The organism is Pedobacter aquatilis (assembly GCF_032678425.1).
In the GTDB taxonomy this organism is placed as follows: Bacteria; Bacteroidota; Bacteroidia; order Sphingobacteriales; family Sphingobacteriaceae; genus Pedobacter; species Pedobacter aquatilis_B.
In genome coordinates, this window is sequence record NZ_JAVTSG010000006.1 from 180,244 (window position 1) to 206,904 (window position 26,661).

Consider the following 26,661-nt stretch of genomic DNA (forward strand, 5'->3'; position numbering starts at 1 on the left):
GTATAATAATTAGAATAAAAAAAGCCGATATTTTAAAAATACCGGCTTCAAATAGTTGTTTGTTTTAATATCTAGAATTTCAATTTTCGGGTTTCAATCATACCTTTAAATCCATGATCTAACTTTGCGTTTACATCTATCAATTCAGCGTTACCCATAGCAGATGTGCTACTTATTGTATTATCTTTTGATATAGAAGTAAATGAACCGGTTGCAGAATAATTTAAAGCCTGGGCAAGCAGTTTTTCCGAAGTATCACCAAAATCTTTTGATACATCATCAACCAAAGATTTATCAACAGCCATACCGTCAAAATAATCTCCTTGATTTAATTGATTTTTTGTTTGAAATTGAGGGATATACAAATCACTCTTATTAATTTTTATTGCAAAAAAGCCCACAGGTTTACCATAAGTTTTAGAACCGATTAGTTTAACATCCATCACTGGTTTTAAATTGTTAATCAGTAATTCACTTGCTGATGCGGTAGAAACTGTTACCAGAAAATATACCCTGGTTAGATTATTTACAGAACCTCTTTTAACAAACACTTCCTGATTTCCGGCAGCGGCTGTAGGCAACCAAGAGTAGTCAAACATCGAATACAAGCGGGTTACACCATCTGTTCCTTTTGCATAAAACTTTTGATTTTGAAGAATTGTCGCTTTTCCATCCTGCATAGTTTGAGTCCAATATGTAGTGTACATCACTTTACCATTTTGAGAAGAAGGTGCAATTAAATTGGTAAAAGCTTCTGATGTTGCGACAGAACCACCGCCGTTATAACGTAAATCTACAACCAACTCCGTAATACCATCAGTTGCAAATTTGGCAAATGCAGCATCTAATAAGCTAACAGAGTTTGTGGTGAAACTATTGAAATTTATGTAACCAACTTTTTTAGTACCTACTGTAAAAGTATTGGTTGCTAAAATTGGATTAATGTTATAAGTTGCACGCGTAACGACTACATCCTGAGTACTCCCATCTGGTTTTAAAACGGTTAAAGCAACAGTTGGATTTGAGCCAAAGATAGCTTCCTGAATGAAAGTGATATTTGTAGCGCTCGTACTAATATTTGAATTGCCGTTAATTTTTGTGATTTGGTAACCTCGCTTTAAGCCCTGTGTAGCTGCTGGCGAAGTAGCGTAAACATACTTAATTCTTAAATCTGTATTTGAACCTGGATTAAAAAATACAGAGAAACCAAAATCACCACTTACTCCACCCAACTGGCCTGCAACAGTACCATCATCAATAAATGAATATTTATCTTTTCCGCCACTGCTTGGTAAGGCTCTAAGTGCTGCAAGTACAGCATCGTTTGATGAATACTGACGCGGATTGAAATTATCATAACTTGGCATGCCTACATTCCACAAATAGGTTTGTTTTGCGTAAAGGAAAATAGAATCTTTTGTTAAAAAATCGCGATTGGTTGTACTGGTTTGTAGTACATTGGTTTCATTTGAGGCTGTTTCTGTTGCAGGAGCATTAGAACTTTTCTTGCATGAAGTTGCAAATACCACAACTGACATTAAAGCGCACATCAAGATTTTTTGTGCAGTAAAGTTTTTAATCATAGTTTATTGTAAATTTCTAGTGACACAATATACGGCAAATTAATTAATTTAGATTGCTCCTCATCAAAATTATTTGCACCAACAACTAACGCTTCTTTTGCAGATAAATTGTTGGTGGTAAGTATGTTATTAAAAATTTCTGATTTCGGCAGATTCAGCTCTTCCGTAAAGAAAACTGTAAGGTATTTTTCCAACCCATTCCATTCCGTTTGCTTTATTTTATTAAGCTGTTGTAACGGATTTCCTGAAGTAACGATGTATATGGTTTTTCTATCCACAACCAGGTCTTGCATAAAATCGAGCATATTTTTATAAAGCAATAATTTTAGCGGCAAACGGGCATTTTCATGCAATAAATCAAAATTATGTTTAAAGGTTTCTGATATTTCAAATTTAGCAGCTGTTTTTTCAAATAAATTTTCAGCCCCGGCCGATTCATATTCACTGCGCATAAAATCTAAAATTTGTTGCGCATTTTTCTGCTCTGAATATTCAATAAATTGGGCAAACAAATAATAAACCTGTAATAAGTAATCTTTGGATGGAAAAAGCACATTATCAAGCTCAAAAATTACCAGTTGCTTATCTTTAACAAATTGATTGATATCCATTTTTATAATGTAAAAAGTTTTAAATCATCATCTGGCGTATTATAACCAAATATGCCGCTTAAATTTTCTTCTCTTTTGATGAAAATTTCCTGTCCGCTCGCAAAAATGCATTCGCCTTTTATAAATACAGCAAAACTTTGAAATTGCCTAGCATCATTTATCAAATATTCTAACAAAGAATCTGCGTGAGGCGTTAAAACTTCGATACCATATTCGTTAAATAATACAGCAGATTTAGCTAAGGGCTCAACCTCATATTCATTTAAAGGAATTACAGCATCAATAGATTCGGTGATGCAAAAATTGAGTAAAATATGGGCAATGCTATCTTTGTTAGGCGCACCTAAAGATTTAAACGCATAATTTTCTGTGGTCAAGCCCGGAACATCGCCGTAATCGGCTAATAAAACAAAATGATTTGGGAAAGCCTTCAATAACTTTAATGCCTTTGCATTATTGCCGCCCGTAATTAATATTTTCAAGTTAAATAATTTTTAATGAGTTAGCTTTGAATTTTGAATGAGTGAATTAGAGAATTTAGGATGAATGATTGCTGCTAAAATGCTTTACCTTAAAATCCTCAAAATCATGTTCTATACAATTAACCCGTCCTTCATAGTCACTACCCTATCACTGGTTTTTGCTAAATCTTCGTTATGCGTTACAATTACAAAAGTTTGCTGAAAATTATCTCTCAAACTCACGAAAAGCTGATGTAAAGCTGTAGCATTTTCTGAGTCGAGATTCCCAGAAGGTTCATCTGCAAGAATAATTGACGGCTCATTAATTAAAGCCCTTGCAATAGCAACACGCTGTTGTTCTCCGCCTGATAACTGATTTGGCTTATGATGTGCCCTATCCTTTAACCCGAACATATCTAACAACTCCAGCGCCCTGGCTTCTGCTTGCTTTTTATTCTTTTTGGCGATGAATGCAGGAATGCAAATATTTTCTATTGCACTAAATTCTGGTAAGAGATGATGAAATTGGAAAACGAAACCAATATTTTGATTACGAAAAGCACTAAGCAATTCTCCGCTCAGTTTACTTATTTCAGTTCCTTTAAGTTCAACTGTTCCATCATCGGGTTTATCTAAAGTACCTAAAATATGTAATAGCGTACTTTTTCCCGCTCCCGACGGACCAATAATACTAACGATTTCCCCCTTTTGCACTTCAAAATTTACACCTTTTAATATTTGTAAATTTCCATACGATTTTCTTATCCCTGTGGCTTTCAGCATGGCGTAAAAATAGTTAAAAGTTTTACGTTTTAGGTTGTAGGTTTATTTAACCTTTCTATTTTCACTTTAAACCCATCACTTTTCCAAAATAAAATTTGCAATTATCAATTTCTTATTTAACTTTGAAAAACAAAGCACTTTTAAAATGAGTACACCAGAAGAACAACTGAACGCGTTAAAAGACATCAGACAAATGATGGATAGGTCGTCTAGATTTATTTCATTAAGTGGATTATCTGGTGTTTTTGCTGGTTTTATTGCTTTAATTGGTTCGTATTTTGCCTATAATGAGATTGAGAAATTCTTTAATTACAGAGGTTACAGTGCAGGAATTCAAGGTGAAATCGATTTAAAAAATAACCTAATAAAACTTGCGATTATTATTTTAATAGTGGCCTTGGCAGGTGGCGTGTTATTTACTTATAGAAAAAGTCAACGTAATAACTTGCCAATCTGGGACAAAACCTCAAAATCATTACTTGTTAATCTTTTTGTGCCCTTAGCAGCCGGTGGCTTATTTATAATTGCACTTTTATTAAATCATCCAAATAGCTACATTATTATTGCACCAACTTGTTTAATTTTCTACGGATTAGCGCTCGTTAACGCCAGTAAGTTTACCTATAGTGATATTAGGTATTTAGGCTTCTGCGAAATCATTTTAGGTTTAATTTCTATGTTTTATGTTGGTTACGGCTTATTTTTTTGGGCATTTGGCTTCGGTGTATTACACATTGTTTATGGGCTTTTAATGTATTTCAAATACGAGAAAGGCAAATAGGATGAAAAACCCCATAGCAGATTTAAATAAGATTTTCGATAGCCGGATTAGATTGGGTGTAATGTCTGTTCTGGTCGTTAACGATGAAATTGGTTTTAACGATTTAAAACAAATGCTCGAGTTAACCGATGGAAATTTAGCTTCGCATTTAAATACCTTAGAACAAGCCGAATTTATTAAGGTACATAAAGGTTTTATCGGACGTAAAACCAGTACCACCTACTCTATTACCGAATTAGGAAAACAATCATTCAAGGCACATTTAGATGCGCTTGAAAAAATGATTAAGAAGCTTTAAAATATTTTTTTTGACTAATCACTTTGAAATACAAAGCACTTTTAATAACTATAAAAATGAAAAATAAATCCAACCTCTTATTACTATCTGCTCTTTTGGGCGGCTTGTTGTTTAGTTTCCTGTTTTGGGAAGAAAGACTAGCGCTGAATCTATTGATATACAGCGTATATCTTTTAACGATAACCTACTTAAACCCTGAAGTAATCAAAAGCACAAAACTTCACATTTATGGGTCTGTGCATCTTTTTACTGCAATTCTGGTAGTGGTAAACAACTCAGATTTAACTTTGGTGAGTTACTACATCAGTATGATTATGTTCATTGGTTTTGGTCACCACCAGCAACTTAGAACTGTTTTTATGGCCTTTTTTGCCACAGCGCTGCAAATGATAACCGTTCCTTTTAACGCAATTAAGGCCCTTAGTGAAGTATCGATAGGAAACTTTAATTTAAAGCCAGTATTCAAAATCATAAAATACGTTTTTATACCGCTTATAATTGTTATAATATTTACCACATTATATTCGGCTGCAAGCAGCGTTTTCGACCATTATACCGAACTTATTTTAACCAATATCGCCGACTTTTTCAAAAACATATTCGGCTTCTTATTTGAGGATTTAAGTATCGAACGATTTATACATTTCTGCTTTGGATTAGTCATTACTGCAAGTTTAATATTTACCTTTTTTGATAAAAGCTTTATCAAAATTGAGCTTGAATGCAAAGAAAAACTAATTAGAATTAGAAGAAACTTAAAGCAAACTTCTGTTTTAAATGAACTTGCCAGTGCTTTTACTGGCAGTTTATTAACAAAAAAACTAGCACTAAAAACGGAATACATAACTGCAATAATATCTTTCGGAGCATTAAACTTACTCTTGCTATTTTTAAATGGAATTGACATTTGGTGGCTTTGGTTAGGCAATGGAAAAAACTTAGCCGAAACTAATTATTCAGCAGAGTTGCACGATGGAACGAACGTTTTAATCTTTAGCATCATCCTGGCCATGGCTATTATCGTGTACTTTTTTAGAGGAAACCTAAATTTTTATAGCAAAGGTAAACTGATTAGAATATTGGCTTTTGCCTGGATGATTCAAAATTTCGTACTCATCATTTCAGTAATCGTAAGAGATGCGCACTATATAGAGTTTTACGGCCTAACGCATAAACGTATTGGGGTTTTAGTGTTCGCTTTACTCTGTTCAATTGGTTTAATTACAGTATACATAAAAATAGCCAATCAGAAAACGCTATTTTATCTGTTAAAAACGAATGGAAATATTTGGTTCGTATTATTACTAACTTTCAGCTTAATAAATTGGGATGTTTTTATTGCAAAATACAATTTAGCTAAAAGCGATGTAATCTCTATTGATGCTCAATACTTGCTTTCCTTATCGGATAAAACTTTACCCGTTTTAGATAAGAACCGAGCCAAATTACACTTTACGCCAGGAACTGATTTATCCTACCGCACTTATCCTAGCCCTGAAACAGCAGAATTTTATCAAAAACAACTAGACCAACGCATTGGATTTTTTAAAGAACGTTACGAAGAAGTAAGCTGGTTATCATGGAATTTTCAAGATTGGAAAACGGCAGAATATTTTGGAATAAAGTAAACCAGTAATAGTGATTGCCAGCTGTGTTCATCACGAGTTAGGAGCAATTTAAATGATGAATTCAATATGACATTGCTTCGTACTTCTTATGTAAGAAAAGTTAAAAAAAATCAATAAAACACTTAACAACAAAACACTAATTTTAAAACATCATGAAAAATCAAGAAACATTAAACCCAACAAAACAAAGAGTTACAATTATCTTAGTTGTTATCGCTACAATTTTAAGCATTCCATTAATTGCTATGCAATTTAATAATGAAGTAAAATGGGGCTTATTGGATTTTGTGGTAGCTGGCACTTTGCTTTTGACCACCGGCCTAGCCATAGAGCTTGTAATTAGAAATGTAAAAACGCCTAGAGCAAGGGCAATTTTATTTTTCATTATTCTTTTAGCGCTATTTTTAATTTGGGCAGAATTAGCAGTTGGTATTTTTGGGTCTCCAATTGCCGGAAGTTAGAAATTATGAACCTAGAAATTTGAAAATTGCATTGGCTGATTTACCAAGAGCTACAATCGTAGTTAAATAAACCCGATTAGAGTGGAAATACCCCGATTTTTCTTCGGGGATTGTAACGAAAGCGGGACTGAAATTCCCGATTAACATAAAACGTTCATTTTCTAGAAAAAATCGGCAATTACTATTTGTTTAAAGGCTTTAGAATTGTAGCTTTGGGCAAATTTTGTAGCAAATGAACCCGAATACTATTAAAATATTTATTTTAATAGTGAAGGCTCCATCTGACAAGTAAACACAAAAATATAAACAGATGAATATTCACGAATACCAGGGTAAACAAATATTAAAAAGTTTCGGTGTTAACGTTCAAGAAGGAATCGTTGCCGATACGCCTGAGCAAGCTGTTGAGGCTGCTAAGCAATTAAAAATCGATTACAATTCTGATTGGGTTGTAATTAAAGCGCAAATTCACGCTGGTGGTCGCGGTAAAGGTGGTGGTGTTAAATTAGCCAAAAACCTTGATGAAGTGAAGCAACGTGCTACCGATATTATTGGTATGCAATTAGTTACACCTCAAACCGGTCCGGAAGGTAAAAAAGTGAACAAAATTTTAGTTGCTCAGGATGTTTATTATCCAGGTGCATCTGAAACTAAAGAATATTACATCTCAGTATTGTTAGATCGTGCAAAAGGTCGTAACATTATTATGTATAGTACCGAAGGTGGTATGGATATCGAAGAAGTTGCTGAGCACACGCCACACTTAATCTTCAAAGAAGAAATCGACCCGAAAGTTGGTTTACAAGGTTTCCAGGCTCGTAAAATTGCTTTCAACTTAGGTGTTAGCGGTGGAGCTTTTAAAGAAATGGTAAAATTTGTTACTGCTTTGTACAAAGCTTATGATGTTACCGATTCTTCAATGTTCGAAATTAACCCGGTATTAAAAACTTCTGACGATAAAGTTATCGCGGTTGATGCGAAAGTTGATATCGATGAAAACGCATTATTCCGTCATGCAGATTATGCAGCAATGCGTGATACTGCTGAAGAAGATCCAATGGAGGTTGAAGCAAGTGCAAGTAACTTAAACTTCGTAAACCTTGATGGAAACGTAGGTTGTATGGTTAACGGTGCTGGTTTAGCAATGGCAACTATGGATATTATTAAATTAGCTGGTGGTGAGCCTGCTAACTTCTTAGACGTTGGTGGAACTGCAAATGCGCAAACGGTTAAAGCGGCTTTCAACATTATTTTGAAAGACCCTAACGTGAAAGCAATTTTAATTAACATTTTTGGTGGTATTGTTCGTTGCGACCGTGTTGCTCAAGGTGTTATCGATGCTTACCAGGAAATTGGAAATATTCCTGTGCCAATTATCTGCCGTTTACAAGGTACAAATGCAGAAGAGGCTAAGAAATTAATCGATGAGTCTGGACTTAAAGTTTACTCAGCAATCGCTTTAAAAGAAGCTGCTGATTTAGTAACTAAAGTTTTAGCTGAGCAAGCATAGTTAGCTTAAAACAGAAAGACTAAAGCTTAAAGCGGAAGTACTATAATATATAAAAACCTTTCAGTGTAAGCTGAAAGGTTTTTTTTTATGCACAACACCGTCATTGCGAGGCACGAAGCAATCTATTTAAAAATAACTTTAATACAGAAAGATTGCTTCGTGCCTCGCAATGACGTGATGGTTACCTTAAACTATAAAATATGTAGAAAATCAGGTTCCTACCTGCTTCGGTTCCGAAAGTCCTGCTATCCCTTCTGCCGATAGAAAAAATCGGCATTCGTTCTATCAGGTTTATTTTAGTTAATTAAATTGTTCTTCGGTCAAATTTCCGGGCGAAACTCCAGAATATCGCCAGGCTGACAATCTAAAACATTACAAATAGATTCTAAGGTTTCTAACCGAATTGCCTTAGCCTTGCCAGTTTTCAAAATAGATAAATTAGACATGGTAATCCCTACCCTTTCGCTTAATTCGGTGAGCGACATTTTGCGACGGGCAAGCATTACATCTAAATTTATTATGATTGGCATAGGATGTGATTTTAATGTAACGTTTAAATAGTTAAATCGTTTTGTTCTTGCAGCACAATTCCTTTCTTAAAAACGAATGCAACGGCTAGCATCGTAATTCCAAAAATCAGCAACCAGACATTAAATTCTGCATTTTTTAAAATCCCAACATTAACATTTATAGATTTTGTTATTTTCAACACGTTGAAGAAATAGAACAAAAAAGACGTAAGTACTGCGTAAATACCAATTTTGTGTAACCGAACGTAATTCCTTTCAATAAAGACATCTTTAGAATTTGCAGAGTTAATAAACGCATATAAATGTACAATGATCATAAAGCCAAGATAAGCTGTTACAAATACTATACTGCCAAACAGAAATTCAAAATACCAAACACGCGGTGTAGCATCTTCAGAATGAATCGATAACGACGGAACATCCTTCAAACCATCGTTAAATCCTCTTATCCCATCTTCCAAACCCAATAAAATTATTACAGCTAGCATTAAAATGTACCCCACCTTAATCAGCATTAATTGATTGTATGTTTTCATAATCTATTCTCGTAGTTAATATGTAATAAGTTTATGCATTTTAAATAATTAGCATAACAAACATAAAAAATTAATTACTACAAATCAAAATATATTTATTGTTTTACAATAAATACTATTTGTAAATCAACTATAAGGGCGAAATACCGACAAATATTCATTAAAACTAAATTGGAATGATTTTTGTTGTAAGTAAAACTGTAAAATACTTGTGCAAACTCCTACATTTTCAGCATTTTATCCTTTCGGATTGGCATACAATTTCGTAACTTTGCACACTTCAATAATTAAAGAGCACACAAAACGTATAAATGAGACAACTCAAGATAACGCAATCCATTACCAACCGTGAAAGTCAGTCGTTAGATAAATACTTACACGAAATTGGTAAAGTAGATTTAATAACAGCAGAGGAAGAGGTAATTTTAGCAAGAAAGATTCGTGAAGGCGATCAAGCTGCATTAGAGCGATTAACTAAAACCAACTTACGTTTCGTTGTATCTGTTGCAAAACAATACCAAAATCAAGGTTTAACTTTAGGAGATTTAATTAATGAAGGAAACTTAGGTTTAATTAAAGCAGCAAAACGCTTTGATGAAACTAAAGGTTTTAAATTCATTTCTTATGCTGTATGGTGGATTCGTCAATCAATTTTGCAAGCGATTGCTGAGCAAAGCCGTATTGTACGTTTACCTTTAAATCAGGTAGGTTCATTAAGCAAAATCAGCAAAGCCTTTTCTAAGTTAGAGCAAGAATATGAGCGTGAACCATCTCCAGAAGAATTAGCAGACATTTTAGAAACCACAGTTGATAAAATCTCTGATACCTTAAGTAACTCTGGCCGTCACGTATCAATGGACGCTCCGTTTGTTCAAGGTGAAGAAAATACATTATTAGATGTATTGGAAAACCACGAACCAAACACGGATAGCTCATTAATTAACGAATCATTATCAGAAGAAATTAAACGTTCTTTATCTACTTTAACAGAAAGAGAAAGAGAAATCATCGTTTTATTCTTCGGCTTAGGTTCTAATCATCCTTTATCTTTAGAAGAAATTGGAGAAAAATTTAACTTAACTCGTGAACGTGTTCGTCAGATTAAAGATAAGGCATTACAACGTTTGCGTCATACATCAAGAAGCAAGATTTTAAAATCTTATTTAGGTTAATAAAATCTTTAAGATATTACAGGAAAGGACCGCTAGTCGGTCCTTTTTTTTATGTGCAATTTTTTATTGTATATTTAAGAATGTCTCTAAAGCTTCTCAAAAGATTTATACTGGTTTATAAGCCAATCATGCTTTACAACATTTTGATTAGTGTATTTATTGCAGCATTATTCATTAAGATTGGTTTTAACGAATCATTCGTCTACATAGCCTCAGTTTTCTTAAAAATAATCGGCTGGTCATCATCAATTGCCTTTCAGCACCTATTTTTTTCTAAAGCGAATTACTTTTTCATGAATCAAGGCATAAGTCTTAAAAGGAGCATGACAACCATAATAAACTTTGACATAGTTCTACTTTCAATAATATTATTTGTGACCTTTTTATGCCTGAACTTTATATAGACAGTGTAAATCATTGGTTTGGTAAACGCAAAATATTAAGCAGCGTTTATATAAATTGCAAAATTGGAGAAGTTGTTGGCTTATTAGGCAGAAACGGAAGTGGCAAATCAACTTTACTAAAAATTATATTCGGGAGTGTGAAAGCTGATTTTAAATTCCTGAAAATCCATGAAACGCTAATTGACAGAGGATATCTTTCCCAAAATCTCTCCTATCTTCCACAAGATAATTTCATTCCAGGTAAAATTACTATCGCTGGGGCAATCGATATCTTCTGCAAAAAACACGCTCCAGAATTGCTTAAAATTGAATTTGTAAACGATAATCTGCAAACAAAATTCAGAGATTTATCTGGAGGAGCATATCGGTTTTTGGAATGTTTGCTCATGATTTACAGCGACCATGATTTTATTTTATTAGATGAGCCTTTTTCTCAATTAGCACCCCTATTTGTTGATGAATTAAAGCAACGCATTAATCAAATGAAAAGGCAAAAAGGATTTATAATAACCGATCATGATTATCAATCAATAATTGATATTGCTGACAGAACTATTCTGCTTCACAACGGCTGCAATTACAATATTAACACCGTTGACGATTTAATTTTACACGGCTATCTACCAACTCAAAAAACATAAAAAAGATCGGCAAAACCGATCTGATACGAATTTAATCTTTTAAGCCTTTGCCACTTAAAATTTGTGGAATACACTTCTCCACTCGTTCGGTCCTGGTTTTAGATTGCTTTGCACCTGAGAAAAACAACATGTAAGCTCTTTGTCTTCCAGGGGTTAAATTATAAAAAGCCTCATTAAGTTGAGGAAAACTATTTAATCGCTGCTGAAATTCTTCTACAAGTTCAAATTCTGAAGTTTCTTTTAGAGTAACTTTTAAGCCTGACTTTTCAATTTCAATAGCAGCTTTGATATAGTTTTTTAGTACAGTTTCTAAGTCATAAATCTGTCTGACATCCGTAAAACGAATTTGCCTGGCCGCTTGAACATTTTTAGACTGCTGAATTAAAATCCCATCTGTATCGTCTATTAACGCACCTTTAAAAAATAAAAGTGCAGCATATTCTTTAAACACATGAATTAGTACAACATTAGCGTTATTGATGGAATAACATGGATTTCCCCACTTCAAACTTTCATCTAAATCACAAGAAAGGGCAATTTCCCTAAGTTTAATAATTTCAGGAAGCCATTTTTTCTGCTCACTTATAAAAGCATCAACATCTGCATTCATCTATAAAAATTCAATTGATGGGTTTTGAGCAACAAGAGTTTCAGTTTAATACTGAGATTCTTGCTGCAAATATTTGGTTTTTACTAATCAACTGCGACTAAAATAACAGGTGTTTAACAGTTAAACCATTATTAATTAATTGTTTAAGAGAATCGATTCCAATTCTCAAATGTGTTTCTACGTATTTTTCCGTTACACTGCTGTCGCTTTCTGCCGTTTTAACACCTTCTGGTATCATCGGTTGGTCTGAAACCAATAATAATGCACCTGTTGGAATTTTATTTGCAAAACCAGTTGTGAAAATCGTCGCAGTTTCCATATCAACAGCCATTGCTCTTAAAGTTTTCAAATACTTCTTAAAATCCTTGTCATGTTCCCACACACGTCTGTTTGTAGTGTAGCAGGTTCCAGTCCAATAATCACGACCGTGATCGCGAATGGTAGTAGAAATAGCTTTTTGCAGTGCGAAGGCTGGTAACGCCGGAACTTCAGCAGGCAGATAATCGTTCGATGTACCTTCACCCCTAATTGCAGCGATTGGTAAAATTAAATCACCTAATTGATTTTTCTTTTTTAAACCACCACATTTACCTAAAAACAATACCGATTTTGGTTTAATCGCAGTTAACAAATCCATCATCGTAGCAGCTAAAGGACTACCCATACCAAAATTGATAATGGTAATACCATTAGCAGTTACACTTTGCATTGGCTTATCTAAGCCCATAATCGGTGCATTATCATTCCATTCAGAAAACATGGTTACATATTTACTGAAATTGGTTAATAGAATATAATCGCCAAATTGGTCTAAAGGTCTGCCCGTATAACGCGGCAACCAATTCTTTACGATTTCATCTTTAGATTTTAAACCAGCTTTAACTGGTGTTTCTACTTCTTTAACTTTTTTAGATTTTTCTACAATCTTTTCATCTTTTTTTACGTCTTTTTCTTCGTTCATATATTTTTATTCTTTAAATAATATAAGAAATCTCCTTCAAAATAACAAATCAATTTAAGCGCTGCGTTAACTAGGCATAAAATGAATTCATTAGGAAAATCTTATTGTTAAAAAAAATCCTTCCCGTTTGCTCGGGAAGGATTTGAATTTTATGCGGCTTGCAACTTTTTAAAGTCGGCCTTTTCAAATTTCTCTATCGCATAATCGAGATTGATGTGCAGCTCCTTTACATCTTTTTGCGTTGGCGTGTCAAACATCGCATCGAGCATAATGGCTTCACAAATCGACCTTAAACCACGGGCGCCAAGCTTGTATTCCATCGCCTTGTCAACAATAAAGTCTAAAACTTCATCATCAAAAATCAATTTAACATCTTCGTAATCAAAAAGCTTTTCATATTGCTTGGTTAACGCATTTTTAGGTGCGGTAAGAATATTTCTAAGCGTTTCTTTATCCAACGGATTTAAATGTGAAAGAACCGGAATACGCCCGATTAATTCTGGAATCAATCCAAATGATTTCAAATCTTGAGGCGTGATGTACTTGTAAAGATTTTTCAAATCTAAAATGGTGTCATCCTTCTTGGTTTTAAAACCTACAGCTTGCGTACGCAAACGATTTGCTATTTTACGTTCAATACCATCAAAAGCGCCACCACAAATAAATAAAATATTATTGGTGTTAACCGGGATCATTTTCTGATCTGGATGTTTACGTCCGCCTTGTGGTGGAACATTTACAATTGTACCCTCTAAAATTTTCAGTAACGCTTGTTGTACACCCTCACCCGATACGTCACGGGTAATCGACGGATTGTCGCTTTTACGGGCAACTTTATCTACTTCATCAATATAAACAATACCACGTTCTGCAGCAGCAACATCGTAATCAGCAGCCTGAAGTAAACGAGTTAAAATACTTTCAACATCTTCACCAACATAACCTGCTTCGGTTAATACAGTTGCATCGCAGATACAGAAAGGTACGTGCAAAATCTTTGCGATTGTTTTAGCCAGTAAGGTTTTACCCGTTCCAGTTTCACCAACCAACATAATGTTCGATTTTTCAATCTCTATTTCGTCTTTATCAATTTTTTGATTTAAACGTTTGTAGTGATTGTAAACCGCAACAGATAAAACTTTTTTTGCATCATCCTGACCGATAACATATTGATCCAAATGTTGCTTAATCTCTAACGGCTTTAACAAAGTAAGCGCCGATTGAATGCCTTTACTGCTCTTTGTACCTAACTCTTGCGCAAGTAACTGATTGGCTTGAGTAACACATTTATCGCAGATAAATGCATCCATGCCCTCAATTAACATTAAAGTTTCATGCTTGCCAGAGTGGCAGAATGAGCAACGGGACTCTTTATTTTGTTTCGCCATTTTTTCTTGCGTTTCTCGATAATACTTCATCAATCATACCAAATCCTTTTGCTTCTTCAGCACTCATCCAGTAATCACGATCTGATGCTTTCTCTACCCAATCATAAGTTTGACCAGAGTGCTCTGCAATAATATCGTATAATTCTTTTTTCAATTTTAACATTTCTCTCAAGTTGATTTCCATATCAGATGCAACACCTTGTGCGCCTCCTGATGGTTGGTGAATCATTACTCTTGAGTGCGGTAAAGCCGAACGCTTACCTTCTGCACCTGCAACTAATAAAACTGCACCCATTGATGCCGCCATACCAGTACAAATTGTAGCTACATCAGGTTGAATATATTGCATGGTATCATAAATACCTAAACCTGCATAAACTGAACCACCTGGAGAGTTTATGTAAATTTGAATATCTCTATCTGCATCTGTTGATTGTAAAAACAACAACTGAGCCTGAATAATATTTGCATTCTGATCGTAAATCGCATCACCTAAAAAGATAATACGATCCATCATCAACCTAGAAAAAACATCCATTTGAGCAACGTTCAACTGGCGTTCTTCTATAATATAAGGCGTCATGTTCTGAGGGTTCAGATTAGCCTGTGCAATAAATTTATCTACGTGTAAACCGCCAATTCCCTGATGTTTAACGGCAAATTTTCTGAATTCTTGTGAATCTATGTTCATGGTTCCGGAGTTTTTTAGCAGAGGGCCTAGAGCTTGAAGTTCTTTTCCCTCATAATTATTTCGATAATATTAACCAAAATATAAATAATATTTTAATTAATATCGATTAGTTCAAAGAGTATACCATGAAAGAAAAACTGACAATTTAGCATTAGCTATTTCAAACTTTTGGAGAAACTAGAAATCATCCTTGCTAAAATATCCAAATCTTCTAATAAATCTGCCAAATCTTTGTCAGATACCAGTGACCTTAAATTTAATACCAGTAGAATATTTGCATTCTCAAAAATCGACCGATGCGCAAAATTAAGGAATCGACGAAAATCAGGAGTTGAATTAGAGCCCGAACCTTCGGCGATATTATTGGATACGCTAAGAGCAGCTCCTCGAAGCTGCTCTGCAAATCTAAACTTTTTTAGTTCTTCTAACTTTTCAGAAATATCTATCAATTTATTACCTACAACAATGGCTCTTTGCCAAATTAGTAAGTCCTGAAATCTAAATTTTGCCATTAAGCAAAATAAGATTTTAAATTGATTCTACACTAAACATGGAAGCACCCTGCTCCATGCCCCATGCTTACTACCTACTAAGCTCAGTGAACTTGTTATACTCGATGTCTTTTTCCTCTAAAGTTACAATCGATTTAATTTGCTCGAATGTTTTTAAAGCTTTTACTTCTTCGAAAGTACGGTTAGCATTTTCTTTATCCTGTAAAAATTGAACAGCATATTGTGCCAATTGATCTTCTGGAAGCGGACTAGGACTATACATTTTGAATTGAGCATCTAATTTCGCTTTAGCAGCTGCAACAACATCTTCATATTTAATCTCAATGCTGTTATCTTTAATGATTTTATTTTCGATTAAAGTCCATTTAAGGTTTTTAGCGAAATCATCATAACCTTCTGCCAATTCTTCATCAGTTAATTTTTCGTTTGTTGCTTTTAACCAACGACGTAAAAATTCATCAGGTAATTCTAAAGTATGTTTCTTTAATAAATCTTCGTAAATATCATTTGATAATTGACGTTCAGCATCTTGTTTGAACATGCCTTCTACTTCTTCAGTAATTTTTGTTCTGAAACTAGCTTCGTCAGTTACAGTACCTTCACCAAATAATTTATCAAAAAACTCCTGGTTTAAATCTGATTCTTCTAAACGGTTAACATTTTTAACAGTTAATTGGAAGTTGGATTTTAATTCAGCAGCGTCTTCTTCAGAAATATTTAATGCTTTTGCAATCGCAGCAGCATCACCTAATGCTTTTTGAATATCGATGGTTACAACATCATCCTTTTTTAAACCTACTAACGATTTAAGGATTTTTTTATCACTGATTTGATCTAAACGAAGTGTGGCAGTATTTGTAATTCCACCTTCAAAAACAGAACCATCAGCACCTAACTGTACTAATTCTGCATATAAAACATCACCTTCTTCAGAAACCTCAGGGTTAGTCATTTTTCCGTAGCTACGACGAATGTTTTTAACACGGCTTTCTAATGTTTCATCATCAGCTTTAACATTATAAAGGGTGTATTTATCTTTAGATGAAATTGCTACATCAAAAGCAGGAGCTAAACCTAACTCGTAATCAAATTCGAACTCGTCCGTGTTATCCCATTTGAATTCTTTCTCATCATTAACAGCAGGTAAAGGCTGACCTAAAATTTCTAACTTTTGCTCAGCAATGTAGTTTGAAAGTGTATCGTTTAACAAGTTGTTAATTTCTTCAACCAAGATGCTTTTACCATACATTCTTTTAATGTGTGCAGCAGGAACCATTCCTTTACGGAAACCTGGTAATTGCGCTTTCTTAGCTTGCTCCTTAATTGCTTTATCTACTTTACCGGTGTAATCTGCAGGTGCAATTTTGATTTTTACAACAGCATTTAAGTTGCCGGTTTTTTCCTGTGTAATATTCATTTTTTGTGAGATATGAGTATTGTGATGTGAGATACAAGACCTTTTCAGCGCCTTAATGCCACATCAATTTTTATTTAATCAATGTTTTAAAAAACAAAACCGTTCCGATGTTTAAATCGAAACGGCCTTTATCTTATTGTGCGGAAGAAGGGACTCGAACCCCCACGCCGTGAAGCGCCAGATCCTAAGTCTGGTGCGGCTACCAATTACGCCACTTCCGCAGTTAGGATTTATTAAGGACTGCAAAGATAGAAATTAGAATCAATTTTCAAAAAGTAATTCAAATAATTTCTTAATTATTTCCTTTGATAAACGCTAAGTAGCTAAGGATAAGCAAGAATAATTTCTTACAATTTTACCAAAGTTACATCAACAAGTTCTGGTCCGCCTTCTAATGGATAGCCCTTAACCTTTTTACCTTTAATCGTAACCGTTTTATCAAGATACGGATCTAAGCTGAATGTGCTTTTTAGAGCGTAAGTTTTATCAGCAGTTTTTAATACATGCGTGCCATACTGAAAGGTAGACATGCCCAATTTCTGTATAGTTCCGGTTGCGGTAACATGCGTTTTAGTATTTGAATCTTTAAAGGATGTACAACCGAATAATACAGTTGCAACCAGCGATAAAATTAATATTACTTTTTTCATGATAATGTATAGGTTTGATTAATTCGTAATGAACAAATTTAGGAGAAATAACAGCAAATGATTAATAAAGTTGTTTCTGAAATTCAAAAAAGTATTGTACCGCTTTTACTAAACGACTTCCATACCAGCTAAACATTTCACCATCAACAAGGATAATCTTAGCATCAGGCAATTCCTTTTCAATTTCTTCAATATGTTTTTCACCAAATGGATAAGGTTCTGACGAAAGCAGTATGAGTTCAGGGCCTAGCTTTGCTAATTCAGCAATTTTAATTTCTGGATAACGCTCCTGCTTGATAACATTTACCATTCCATTCGAAATCAGTATATCATTAATAAAGGTATTTTTGCCTGCGGCCATAAAGGGTTTACGCCAGATTAAATAAGCCACCTTTTTATCTATATTATTTTGAAGTGCAAGTGCTTTTAAATCTTTAAACCCTGCAGCAATTAAATGATTTAGATAGGATGCTTCCGGAGCTCTATCAACCAATTCTCCAATATCTGTGATGGTTTTCACTGCATCATCGAGCGTGAAAATATCACTCATCCAAACTGGAAAATGCGATTCAAGCTCCTCTATATCGCTTTGTGTATTCTCTTCTTTATTGCCAATAATTAAATCAGGCTTTAAATCCTTTATTAAGTCGATATTTAGTTTTTTAGTACCGCCAACTTTAGTCCGTTCGGCAAATTTTTCTATCGGATGAATACAAAATTTCGTTAATCCGATAAGCTCACTATCCAAACCTAAATCAAATAAAAGCTCGGTTTGAGAAGGTACAATAGAAACAATCCGCTTAGGCGGAAAATTAATAACGACCTCCCGCCCCATTCCATCTGTAAAAGATTTTTGCATGAAGCAAATATAGTTGGTTAGTTGGTTAGATTTGAAAACCTATCGGATTAATAGTTTAGCCAGAGTTATATTTTTTTCCAAAAAACTAAACATCAAAACAACCATAAAACTAAATCTTCAAATCTTCCTTTATCACCCCGTCGGCAATATGTAAGATTCTGCTGCCGTAATCAGCATTTTTTTCAGAGTGTGTTACCTGAATAATCGTTATGCCTTCCTCCCTATTTAGCTTTTGAAAAAGCTGCATAATTTCTTCAGCCTGTGCAGATTGGAGATTTCCTGTCGGTTCATCAGCAAGAATAATGGATGGTTGGGCAGCTAAAGCTCTTGCAATACCTACCAACTGCTGCTGACCGCCAGAAAGTTGATTTGGAAACAAATCCTTTTTTGCAACGATGTTAAATTTATCGAGCAAGTTGGCTATGCGGCTTGCCCTCTCTGAGCTACCAATTTTCTTGTAAAGCAAAGGCGCTTCAATGTTTTCGTAAACCGTCATTTCATCAATTAAATGGTAAGCCTGAAAAACAAAACCAATATGATTGCGATATAACTCGATGCGTTTACGCTCACTTAAACTCGTTACATCTTCTCCCAAAAACTCGTAACTGCCGTAGGTGGGCTCTTCTAACATCCCTAAAATATTTAAAAGTGTAGATTTACCAGCACCGGATGGCCCCATTATCGAAACAAATTCGCCTTGCTTAATAGTTGTTGTTACATGGCGCAATACATAATGCTTAATGCCTTTGCTCGAGTAGTATTTTTCTATATTTTTTAGTTCTATCATTTTTGTAGTATCAAGTATTTAGTATCAAGTATCAAGACGTTAGCTTTAAGCTTTAGTCTTTTAGCTTACAGCTTTATTCATATTTAAGTGCATCAATCGTATTCGCAACTGCAGCTTTGTAAGAGCGAATGGAAACCGTTATTAAAGTTATAGCCATCGAAATTAGCATTGCCAAAAGAAACGGCCAAAAGCTAATATCTATCCGGTAGGCAAAACCCGAAAGCCATTTCGAAACAAAGAGATAAGCAAGTGGCCATGCAACCAAATTGGCAATAAAAACCATAATCAGGAACGAGCCATTTAACATTTTAACCAATTCTATTGTAGATGCGCCCAACACTTTGCGAATGGCAACCTCTTTAGTTCTTTGTGCAGCGACAAATGATATCAAACCGAATAAACCAATAAATGAAATAAAGATAATTACACCTGCGAAGACTTTAAATAGCGTTCCCATAATCCGTTCGGTTTCGTAGTGATTTTTAATGGAATCATTAACAAATTCTATATTAAATACACTAGCTGGAAAACTCGAATTCCAAATCCTCTCGATATCTTTTGTGGTTGATGAAATCTGAGCGCCATTCATTTTAATGGCCATGCTCCAATAATCACTCTTTCCAGGGAAGATTGCCAGGCCGGAAATATTTTCTCTAAGCGATAGATCATTAAAATCTTGCACAACTCCAGCTATTGGAATTGTGTTTCCACTTGCGGCGATGACCTTACCAATGGCTTGTTCTGGATTTGAAACACCAATTTTCTTTAAAAAAGTTTCGTTTACTACGCAAGCATTTGCAGTATCACTTTTCTTAAAAACTTTTCCGGCGATAAGTTTTAAATCAAAAAGCTCGAAATAATGCTCATCAGCCCGCATATTCCTTAACTCAAAATCTTTATTTTTCACACCATTGTAAGAAAAATCGCTTGAATTAATATCACTAGATAACGGCTCCGTCTGACAGAAACTCACGTCTTTAACACCAGAAATTTGCAATATCTGCGTTTTAAAAACTTCATATTTAGACTTAGAAACACTATCGGTAGGAATACCCACCATTGCAATTTCGGCTGGGTTAAACCCTAAGGATTTATCCTGAACATATTGCATTTGTCTGATAATTATCAAGGTTCCGATGATTAGAATTCCAGTTATCGAAAACTGAACCACAACTAATATTTTTCTAAAACTCAATCCGTTAGAATTAATGGCCACCTTATTTTTTATCGCTAATGCTGGTTTAAACCCCGATAAAATTAATGCCGGATAAAATCCTGCAAGAAAAGCTACAAAAATTACGAGGAACGGTATAAATACAAAAATCTCGGAGTGATTAAATAAGCTAAATTCAATTTCTCCTCTAAATAGATTTTGCATAAATGGTATTGCTAGCTCGGCAATTACACAGGCAATCAATAGTGCAATTAAACTCACCACTAAAGTTTCGGTAAGAAATTGTACAATAAGTTGGTTGCGTTTTCCACCCATTACTTTACGAACACCAATTTCTTTAGAACGGGTTACAGATTGTGCCGTACTCAAATTAATAAAATTGATGCAGGCAGTAATCATTAAGAATAAGCCAATAATTGCCAATCCATAAATTTCGCTGCGATTTATGGTCGAGTTTGCAAAATTATCATACTTATCACTAAAATGAATGTCGCGTAAAGGTTGAAGTCTATTGGTTTGATTGCCCGCAATTTTATCAATAGGATAATATTTTTGGTTGAATTTGTGCATTTGCCCGTCCAAATCTGCAAGTTTTAAACCCTCTTTTAAAAGCACATAGCTTGAGGTACTTGAATTTACAGAATCCCAATTGGTATTAAATCGGCCTGCATAAGTGTCATAACTGATCACAATACCCAAAGGGATGCTACTATTCTGCGGCATATCTTGAATAATGCCCGAAACCTTTAAATCAGTTTTCGTTCCTAAGGTGATTGTTTTTCCGATTGCATTTTTAATACTCCCAAAAAACTTAATGGCTTTTTGCTTCGATAATACGACTGTATTAGGTTCTGAAAGTGCTAAATCTGGCGCACTGTAAATCCATTCAATATCGCTAAAAACGTCAAAAAACTCAGACTGAGCATAATATACTGCTTCCTGGCTTTTTAATTTATTGCTTCCATCTGTTCCATTTATTCTAATAGTAGCGCCCCGCTTAATTATCGAGCCTACTTTTTCAAAACCTACTATTTCATTCTTTGCAGCAGCAGTGAAAGGAACTGGAACGCCAGCCGAAAAATCATCGTAAGCGTTGTATTTCCAATCGGTAACAACCCTGTAAATCCTATCTTGGTTTTTAAAACCCTCATCGAAACTCATTTGGTAACGAATGAAGATAAAAATCAAGATACAACTTGCCATCCCAATTGATAAACCAAGAACATTGATTAACGTATAAGTCTTATTTTTCCAAAGGTTTCGCCAGGCGATTTTTAGGTTAAGTTTGAACATGGTAGTATCAAGTATTTAGTATCAAGTATCAAGACATGAGCTTTAGTCTTTAGTCCTTTAGCTTTTCTGCCTTATTCATATTTAAGTGCATCAATAGTATTCGCAACCGCGGCTTTATAAGAACGTATGGAAACCGTAATTAAAGTGATGGCCATCGAAATAACCATTGCTAAAAGGAATGGCCAAAAACTGATGTCTATCCGGTAGGCAAAACCCGAAAGCCATTTCGAAACGAATAGATAAGCAAGCGGCCAGGCAACTAAATTGGCAATAAAAACCATAATCAGAAACGAACCATTTAACATTTTAACCAATTCTATTGTGGATGCGCCCAGCACTTTGCGAATGGCAACTTCTTTAATTCTTTGTGCGGCTACAAATGATATCAAACCGAATAAACCAATAAATGAGATAAAGATAATTACGCCAGCAAAAACTTTAAATAATGTACCCATTATACGCTCCCCCTCATAATAATTCCTGATTTGATCATCTAAAAACGACTCGTTATAAACAGACTCTGGAAAAGTTTGCTGCCAGATTTTAGAAACCGATTTCATAGTTGGCAAAATTTGCTGAGCATTTAATTTTATTGCCGCATAATAATGCCTTGCCCGAAGCGAGGCGACCAAAATCGGGTCGATGTTTTCGTGTAAGCTTTTGTTTTTAAAATCCTTGATGACACCTACAATTGGCGCTTTCATGCCACCCATCGAAATCATCTTACCAATGGCTTCATTCGGATTTCTGACGTTAAGTTTCTTGAGCAAGGTTTCATTAACCAGATATTCATTTATGGTATCCGACTTAACCAGATTCCTTCCCGCAACCAACTTTAAATCGAAGGTTTTCAGATAATCTTCATCGGCATTTTTGGTATTCACCTGAAAATCGGCATCCTTATTTCCATTGTACGAAAAAGTATTACCATTATTATTTTGTGAAGATGGCGCAGTACGGCAAAAACTAACCGCTTCAACACCCGCAATCTGTTGCAATTGAGCTTTAAATGTCGCAAAGCGAGATACCGTAGCACTATCATTTGGCAAATCAACAATTGCAACTGCCGTTGGATTAAAACCGAGTGGTTGCTCCCTGATGTATTTCATTTGTTGCAAAATGACCAGTGTGCCGATAATTAAACTCACCGTCAAGGTGAACTGCACTACAACCAAGATTTTCCTCAATCCCAATCCGCCCGTATTAGCTGAAATCTTATTTTTAATGGCTAAAGCCGGATTAAAACCAGACATCACCATCGACGGGTAAAAACCTGCAAGCAAGCTTACAAAAACCACCAGCACGACCATAAATAATAGAATAATCGGGTGCTGAAAAATACTGAAAGATATTTTTGAATCGAACAGATTTTGCATACCCGGCAAAGCAATTTCTGTTAACACGCTTCCGATTAACAGCGATATAAATACAATGGTTAAGGTTTCTGTTAAAAACTGTACAACTAACTGACCACGCTGACTGCCCATAACTTTTCTAACGCCAACCTCTTTCGAGCGGCTTACCGCCTGAGCTGTTGCCAGGTTTATAAAGTTGATGGATGCAGTAACCATCAGAAAAAAGCCGATAATTACCAGACCGTAAAGCTGCTTTTTAGGCATAATCCGCCCTGAAAAGTTACCAAATTTTTCATTATAATGAATGTCTGCTAAAGACTGAAAAAGATGGCTTTCTTTACCCGGCGCATTTTCTACGTAATACTTTTTCACAAACGATTTGAGTGGACCATCCAAGGTTTCAATAGCCACATTCGGCTTTAACTTAAAATATGTTTCAGAACTTGAACTTACCGAACCCCAGTTGGTTAGATTCCTGTTTTTGAAAGATTTGTAAGCAAGCATAATTTTTAATGGTACCGAATTATTTTCGGCAACATCATCAATTACACCGCTAACGGTATAATTAACCTTATCATCAAAACTTAAACTTTTGCCTAAAGCTGTCTTCCAATCTCCAAAAAACTTATTCGCCATTTCCTTTGAAAGTACAACATGATTTGGGTCTGCAAGTGAATTATAGTTTCCGGATAGCCAGTTGTAGTTAAATACTTCGAAAAAATCAGGCTCGATGTAAAATACATTTTCAATGGTTTTCAACTTTTCCTTTCCGGCAGCATCCAGAATTTTTATCATCCCGGCACTGTTTTCAATGGCGGCAACTTTTTCAATATATGGAGAAAAATCGTTGCGAATAGCAGGCGTAAGTGGCAAGGGAACACCTTGCGAATAGAATTTATTTCCATCCGCATAATCGAAAGTAGAAACTACCCGATAGATTTTATCCTCATTTTTAAAGCCCTCATCAAAACTCATTTGATAACGGATAAAGATGAATATCAAAATGCAACTCGCCATACCAACTGATAAGCCAAGTACATTGATGAACGTATAGCCCTTGTTTTTCCAAAGGTTTCGCCACGCGATTTTTAAGTTTAATTTGAACATTGTAGTATCAGGTATTTAGTATCAAGTATCAAGACATGAGCTTTAAGCTTTAGTCTTTTAGCTTTTCTGCCTTATTCGTATTTAAGCGCATCAACCGGATTAGCTTTTGCGGTTTTGTAAGCCTGAAAACTTACTGTTAACAGTGCAATAGTTAAAGTAGCTAAAGCAGCAACTGGAATAATCCACCAGCTGATTTCGGTATGAAATTCAAATTTGCTTAACCATTTGCCCATAAGTAAATAACTTATCGGTGCAGCAATCGCAATTGCCGTAATAATCATCTTGATAAATGACGCAGATAGCAATCGCATTAAATTAGCAACGGAGGCACCAAGCACTTTTCTTACTCCAAATTCTTTTGTACGTTGCTCTGCACTATAAGTTACCAAACCAAACAAACCGAGGCACGAAACAAAAATTGCCAGTCCGCCAAACAGATTAGAAAGAATACCCAAAGTTTTCTCCGATTTATATTTAGCCTGATATATGGCATCTATAAAATTAACCTCTACAGGATATGCAGGGTTCATTGCTTTAATTAAACTACTGATGGTTTCTACATTACTTTGTAGCGTATTTGCACGATTAAGGCGCATGGTGATTGTGCCCGTTTGTGCCGGATTTAGAAAAATAACTTGTGGATTATTTGATTTGTAAGGCGAATCCCACACATAATCATCAAATACCCCAATTATATAAGCATTCGTGCCGTAAAGATTTACTTTTTTACCAATCGGATTTTTATAACCAAATACCTTTACAGCCGATGCACTTACAATTAATGCGCTGGTATCAGATGCGAATTGCTTTGAAAAATCTCTTCCTTGCAATAACTTAATGCCATTGGTTTTTATAAAATCATATGTGGTGGCTACCTGATTAAAAGTAACAGTATTTTCAGGCTTTGTCATGCCTTCCCATTTAATATCCATAAAATTGCGCCCACGGTGAGAAAGACCAACAGAAGATTGGTACATCGAAGTTACAGCGCCCGATTTTAGTATCTCTGCCTTAAACAAGTCAAATTTGGTTTTTAGTTCCCCATCCTGGGGAATTTCGACCAACGCATTTACATCAAAACCTACTGGTCTATTTTTGATATATTGTATTTGGCGATAGATAACCAATGTGGAAATTATCAGGATTATTGCAAAACAAAACTGACCTACAACAAGAACCTGTCTTAAATTAACCGCAAAAAATCCTTTAGATGTAACTTTTCTTTTTAACGTTTGAATTGGATTAAATGCGGAAAGATAAAATGCAGGATAGCTTCCGGCAATTAATCCTGTGGCGATAACAATTCCTAAAATGCCAATCCAACTACCCGCATTAAAATATGAGATACCCAAATTAATCTCCAAAAGTTTGCTAAAAGTTGGCAGACAGATTTCTAACAGCGCAATAGCAATTACAACTGCTACAACAGTTAATACCATCGATTCAGTTAAAAACTGTAAAATTAACGAACTGCGATTCGCACCAATCGTTTTTTTGATGCCCACTTCCTTTGCACGTTTTTCTGATTTGGCTGTAGCCATGTTCATAAAATTAATGCAGGCAATTAGCAAAATTCCGAAAGCAAGACCAGTAAATAGCCAAATTTGTTCAATATCACCGCCAACGTTTTTACCGTTTTCAAACTTGTCGTACAAATGCATTTGGCTTGCCTGATATAAAAAATGTGGCTGCGAATGTGCATCTTGAGGTGAATTCGCCTTAACCAAATCTTCAACTTTTCGGTTAACCAAATCAATATTTGCATCAGGATTAAGCGTAACCATAGTTACAAAACTGTAGTTGGTCCAGTTTAAATCTTTTGCGCTTCCATCTACAATTTCATAAAACGACCAGGGCATTAAAAAATCGAAACGATTGGAACTGTTTTCAGGTAAATCTCTAATAATACCAGTAATGGTTAAATTTTCTTTATCCTGATAACGGACAGACTTATTCAAAACGTCAGTTGTACCGAACAAAGTTTTAGCCGTACTTTCCGTTAAAATTACTGAAAGAGGATTTTTAAGTGCCGTTTTAGCATCGCCAGAAATAAACTGATAATCGTACATTTTAAGAATATCTGGTTCAGCGAATTTGGAGTCCTTCTTATAACTATTTTCTCCATTGGCAATTAGGCTTTTTTTACCATAATCCATTCTTGCAACGTATTTTGCTTCAGGTAAATGCTGTTTTAAAAGCGGTCCTAAAGCGGTTGTTGAGCCATTAAACGTCGCAGAAATCTTGTTCCCCTCTCCAGGTACGTTCGTCATGGCAACATATACATTGCGCCAGTCTTTAGCTTGCTTATCAAAATTCCATTGGTAAGAAACATAGAGCAACAGCATTAAGCATGCTGCAAGACCAATTGCTAAACCGATTACATTAATAAAAGAAGAAGTTTTGTTCTTCCAAAGGTTTCGCAAAGCGATTTTTAAGTTTAATTTGAACATTGTAGTAT

At 34.9% G+C, this 26,661-nt stretch carries 25 protein-coding genes and 1 tRNA gene; 7 read left to right on the top strand and 19 right to left on the bottom strand.

All coding sequences use genetic code 11. The features are described from left to right. Positions 1-71: 71 nt before the first annotated feature. The 4 genes from R2Q16_RS17515 to R2Q16_RS17530 form a co-directional block, all read right to left on the bottom strand. Positions 72-1,583: a S41 family peptidase gene (locus R2Q16_RS17515; RefSeq protein ID WP_316738970.1), complete on the bottom strand. Its 1,512-nt coding sequence runs from the start codon at positions 1,581-1,583 to the stop codon at positions 72-74. After that, positions 1,580-2,194, bottom strand: a complete 615-nt coding sequence (locus R2Q16_RS17520; protein WP_316738971.1) for an HAD family hydrolase — start codon at positions 2,192-2,194, stop codon at positions 1,580-1,582. The genes R2Q16_RS17515 and R2Q16_RS17520 overlap by 4 nt, the downstream gene beginning before the upstream one ends. A 2-nt stretch (positions 2,195-2,196) precedes the next feature. Further along, a complete protein-coding gene (locus tag R2Q16_RS17525) occupies positions 2,197-2,676 on the bottom strand; it encodes a hypothetical protein (RefSeq protein WP_316738972.1) in 480 nt (159 codons plus the stop codon). Positions 2,677-2,787: 111 nt separating this feature from the next. Continuing rightward, entirely contained in the window at positions 2,788-3,438 is a 651-nt protein-coding gene (locus R2Q16_RS17530; protein WP_316738973.1) for an ABC transporter ATP-binding protein, read from the bottom strand. A gap of 145 nt (positions 3,439-3,583) precedes the next feature. Here R2Q16_RS17530 and R2Q16_RS17535 point away from each other — a divergent pair, with 145 nt between their 5' ends. The 5 genes from R2Q16_RS17535 (at position 3,584) to sucC (ending at position 8,116) form a co-directional block, all read left to right on the top strand. Then, positions 3,584-4,219: a hypothetical protein gene (locus R2Q16_RS17535; RefSeq protein ID WP_316738974.1), complete on the top strand. Its 636-nt coding sequence runs from the start codon at positions 3,584-3,586 to the stop codon at positions 4,217-4,219. Between the two features lies 1 nt (position 4,220). Next, entirely contained in the window at positions 4,221-4,517 is a 297-nt protein-coding gene (locus R2Q16_RS17540) for a winged helix-turn-helix domain-containing protein (RefSeq protein ID WP_290244639.1), read from the top strand. Positions 4,518-4,573: 56 nt separating this feature from the next. Beyond that, positions 4,574-6,145 (top strand): DUF4173 domain-containing protein, encoded by a 1,572-nt coding sequence (locus R2Q16_RS17545; RefSeq protein ID WP_316738975.1) that lies wholly within the window; start codon positions 4,574-4,576, stop codon positions 6,143-6,145. A gap of 152 nt (positions 6,146-6,297) precedes the next feature. After that, positions 6,298-6,606 (top strand): hypothetical protein, encoded by a 309-nt coding sequence (locus R2Q16_RS17550; RefSeq protein ID WP_316738976.1) that lies wholly within the window; start codon positions 6,298-6,300, stop codon positions 6,604-6,606. 310 nt (positions 6,607-6,916) lie between these two features. Further along, a complete protein-coding gene (gene sucC, locus R2Q16_RS17555) occupies positions 6,917-8,116 on the top strand; it encodes an ADP-forming succinate--CoA ligase subunit beta (protein WP_316738977.1) in 1,200 nt (399 codons plus the stop codon). Positions 8,117-8,436: 320 nt separating this feature from the next. Here the strand turns inward: sucC and R2Q16_RS17560 are convergent, their stop codons facing one another. After that, positions 8,437-8,646 carry a helix-turn-helix transcriptional regulator gene (locus tag R2Q16_RS17560; RefSeq protein ID WP_316738978.1) on the bottom strand — a complete coding sequence of 70 codons (210 nt, stop codon included), beginning with the start codon at positions 8,644-8,646 and terminating at the stop codon, positions 8,437-8,439. 23 nt (positions 8,647-8,669) lie between these two features. Next, positions 8,670-9,182: a DUF2975 domain-containing protein gene (locus R2Q16_RS17565; RefSeq protein ID WP_316738979.1), complete on the bottom strand. Its 513-nt coding sequence runs from the start codon at positions 9,180-9,182 to the stop codon at positions 8,670-8,672. Between the two features lie 311 nt (positions 9,183-9,493). Between R2Q16_RS17565 and R2Q16_RS17570 the strand changes: the two genes are divergently transcribed. Both R2Q16_RS17570 and R2Q16_RS17575 read left to right on the top strand, forming a co-directional pair. Beyond that, positions 9,494-10,354, top strand: a complete 861-nt coding sequence (locus tag R2Q16_RS17570) for an RNA polymerase sigma factor RpoD/SigA (RefSeq protein WP_010601359.1) — start codon at positions 9,494-9,496, stop codon at positions 10,352-10,354. Between the two features lie 385 nt (positions 10,355-10,739). Beyond that, positions 10,740-11,399: an ATP-binding cassette domain-containing protein gene (locus tag R2Q16_RS17575; protein WP_316738980.1), complete on the top strand. Its 660-nt coding sequence runs from the start codon at positions 10,740-10,742 to the stop codon at positions 11,397-11,399. 31 nt (positions 11,400-11,430) lie between these two features. Here R2Q16_RS17575 and R2Q16_RS17580 read toward each other — a convergent pair whose 3' ends face one another. The 13 genes from R2Q16_RS17580 to R2Q16_RS17640 form a co-directional block, all read right to left on the bottom strand. Then, positions 11,431-12,009, bottom strand: a complete 579-nt coding sequence (locus R2Q16_RS17580) for a YdeI/OmpD-associated family protein (protein ID WP_316738981.1) — start codon at positions 12,007-12,009, stop codon at positions 11,431-11,433. 97 nt (positions 12,010-12,106) lie between these two features. Next, positions 12,107-12,970: an AMP nucleosidase gene (locus tag R2Q16_RS17585; RefSeq protein WP_316738982.1), complete on the bottom strand. Its 864-nt coding sequence runs from the start codon at positions 12,968-12,970 to the stop codon at positions 12,107-12,109. 149 nt (positions 12,971-13,119) lie between these two features. After that, positions 13,120-14,388: an ATP-dependent Clp protease ATP-binding subunit ClpX gene (gene clpX, locus R2Q16_RS17590; protein WP_410478168.1), complete on the bottom strand. Its 1,269-nt coding sequence runs from the start codon at positions 14,386-14,388 to the stop codon at positions 13,120-13,122. Beyond that, the gene (gene clpP, locus R2Q16_RS17595; protein ID WP_316738984.1) at positions 14,342-15,049 is read right to left on the bottom strand and encodes an ATP-dependent Clp endopeptidase proteolytic subunit ClpP; all 708 of its coding nucleotides are present in this window, start codon (positions 15,047-15,049) and stop codon (positions 14,342-14,344) included. Before clpP ends, clpX begins: the two co-directional genes overlap by 47 nt. Positions 15,050-15,204: 155 nt before the next feature. After that, a complete protein-coding gene (locus tag R2Q16_RS17600) occupies positions 15,205-15,561 on the bottom strand; it encodes a four helix bundle protein (protein WP_316738985.1) in 357 nt (118 codons plus the stop codon). A 70-nt stretch (positions 15,562-15,631) separates the two neighbouring features. After that, complete coding sequence (gene tig, locus R2Q16_RS17605; protein WP_316738986.1) at positions 15,632-16,978, bottom strand: trigger factor; 1,347 nt, start codon at positions 16,976-16,978, stop codon at positions 15,632-15,634. A gap of 139 nt (positions 16,979-17,117) precedes the next feature. Continuing rightward, a tRNA-Leu gene (locus R2Q16_RS17610) sits at positions 17,118-17,199 on the bottom strand. A 126-nt stretch (positions 17,200-17,325) separates the two neighbouring features. After that, entirely contained in the window at positions 17,326-17,628 is a 303-nt protein-coding gene (locus R2Q16_RS17615; protein WP_316738987.1) for a hypothetical protein, read from the bottom strand. A 61-nt stretch (positions 17,629-17,689) separates the two neighbouring features. Next, positions 17,690-18,487, bottom strand: coding sequence for a helical backbone metal receptor (locus tag R2Q16_RS17620; protein ID WP_316738988.1), 798 nt, complete (start codon positions 18,485-18,487; stop codon positions 17,690-17,692). A 109-nt stretch (positions 18,488-18,596) separates the two neighbouring features. After that, positions 18,597-19,274 carry an ABC transporter ATP-binding protein gene (locus R2Q16_RS17625; RefSeq protein WP_316738989.1) on the bottom strand — a complete coding sequence of 226 codons (678 nt, stop codon included), beginning with the start codon at positions 19,272-19,274 and terminating at the stop codon, positions 18,597-18,599. A gap of 73 nt (positions 19,275-19,347) precedes the next feature. Then, positions 19,348-21,741: an ABC transporter permease gene (locus tag R2Q16_RS17630; RefSeq protein ID WP_316738990.1), complete on the bottom strand. Its 2,394-nt coding sequence runs from the start codon at positions 21,739-21,741 to the stop codon at positions 19,348-19,350. 71 nt (positions 21,742-21,812) lie between these two features. Continuing rightward, positions 21,813-24,203 (bottom strand): ABC transporter permease, encoded by a 2,391-nt coding sequence (locus R2Q16_RS17635; RefSeq protein WP_316738991.1) that lies wholly within the window; start codon positions 24,201-24,203, stop codon positions 21,813-21,815. A gap of 71 nt (positions 24,204-24,274) precedes the next feature. Beyond that, positions 24,275-26,653, bottom strand: a complete 2,379-nt coding sequence (locus R2Q16_RS17640) for an ABC transporter permease (protein ID WP_316738992.1) — start codon at positions 26,651-26,653, stop codon at positions 24,275-24,277. Between the last annotated feature and the right edge of the window lie 8 nt (positions 26,654-26,661).

Excerpts from the sequence above, each read along its gene's own strand:
- R2Q16_RS17515 (WP_316738970.1), bottom strand. The coding sequence starts at position 1,583 with ATGATTAAAAACTTTACTGCACAAAAAATCTTGATGTGCGCTTTAATG.
- R2Q16_RS17520 (WP_316738971.1), bottom strand. The coding sequence starts at position 2,194 with ATGGATATCAATCAATTTGTTAAAGATAAGCAACTGGTAATTTTTGAG.
- R2Q16_RS17530 (WP_316738973.1), bottom strand. The coding sequence starts at position 3,438 with ATGCTGAAAGCCACAGGGATAAGAAAATCGTATGGAAATTTACAAATA.
- R2Q16_RS17535 (WP_316738974.1), top strand. The coding sequence starts at position 3,584 with ATGAGTACACCAGAAGAACAACTGAACGCGTTAAAAGACATCAGACAA.
- R2Q16_RS17540 (WP_290244639.1), top strand. The coding sequence starts at position 4,221 with ATGAAAAACCCCATAGCAGATTTAAATAAGATTTTCGATAGCCGGATT.
- R2Q16_RS17545 (WP_316738975.1), top strand. The coding sequence starts at position 4,574 with ATGAAAAATAAATCCAACCTCTTATTACTATCTGCTCTTTTGGGCGGC.
- R2Q16_RS17550 (WP_316738976.1), top strand. The coding sequence starts at position 6,298 with ATGAAAAATCAAGAAACATTAAACCCAACAAAACAAAGAGTTACAATT.
- sucC (WP_316738977.1), top strand. The coding sequence starts at position 6,917 with ATGAATATTCACGAATACCAGGGTAAACAAATATTAAAAAGTTTCGGT.
- R2Q16_RS17560 (WP_316738978.1), bottom strand. The coding sequence starts at position 8,646 with ATGCCAATCATAATAAATTTAGATGTAATGCTTGCCCGTCGCAAAATG.
- R2Q16_RS17565 (WP_316738979.1), bottom strand. The coding sequence starts at position 9,182 with ATGAAAACATACAATCAATTAATGCTGATTAAGGTGGGGTACATTTTA.
- R2Q16_RS17570 (WP_010601359.1), top strand. The coding sequence starts at position 9,494 with ATGAGACAACTCAAGATAACGCAATCCATTACCAACCGTGAAAGTCAG.
- R2Q16_RS17575 (WP_316738980.1), top strand. The coding sequence starts at position 10,740 with ATGCCTGAACTTTATATAGACAGTGTAAATCATTGGTTTGGTAAACGC.
- R2Q16_RS17580 (WP_316738981.1), bottom strand. The coding sequence starts at position 12,009 with ATGAATGCAGATGTTGATGCTTTTATAAGTGAGCAGAAAAAATGGCTT.
- R2Q16_RS17585 (WP_316738982.1), bottom strand. The coding sequence starts at position 12,970 with ATGAACGAAGAAAAAGACGTAAAAAAAGATGAAAAGATTGTAGAAAAA.
- clpX (WP_410478168.1), bottom strand. The coding sequence starts at position 14,388 with ATGAAGTATTATCGAGAAACGCAAGAAAAAATGGCGAAACAAAATAAA.
- clpP (WP_316738984.1), bottom strand. The coding sequence starts at position 15,049 with ATGAACATAGATTCACAAGAATTCAGAAAATTTGCCGTTAAACATCAG.
- R2Q16_RS17600 (WP_316738985.1), bottom strand. The coding sequence starts at position 15,561 with ATGGCAAAATTTAGATTTCAGGACTTACTAATTTGGCAAAGAGCCATT.
- tig (WP_316738986.1), bottom strand. The coding sequence starts at position 16,978 with ATGAATATTACACAGGAAAAAACCGGCAACTTAAATGCTGTTGTAAAA.
- R2Q16_RS17615 (WP_316738987.1), bottom strand. The coding sequence starts at position 17,628 with ATGAAAAAAGTAATATTAATTTTATCGCTGGTTGCAACTGTATTATTC.
- R2Q16_RS17620 (WP_316738988.1), bottom strand. The coding sequence starts at position 18,487 with ATGCAAAAATCTTTTACAGATGGAATGGGGCGGGAGGTCGTTATTAAT.
- R2Q16_RS17625 (WP_316738989.1), bottom strand. The coding sequence starts at position 19,274 with ATGATAGAACTAAAAAATATAGAAAAATACTACTCGAGCAAAGGCATT.
- R2Q16_RS17630 (WP_316738990.1), bottom strand. The coding sequence starts at position 21,741 with ATGTTCAAACTTAACCTAAAAATCGCCTGGCGAAACCTTTGGAAAAAT.
- R2Q16_RS17635 (WP_316738991.1), bottom strand. The coding sequence starts at position 24,203 with ATGTTCAAATTAAACTTAAAAATCGCGTGGCGAAACCTTTGGAAAAAC.
- R2Q16_RS17640 (WP_316738992.1), bottom strand. The coding sequence starts at position 26,653 with ATGTTCAAATTAAACTTAAAAATCGCTTTGCGAAACCTTTGGAAGAAC.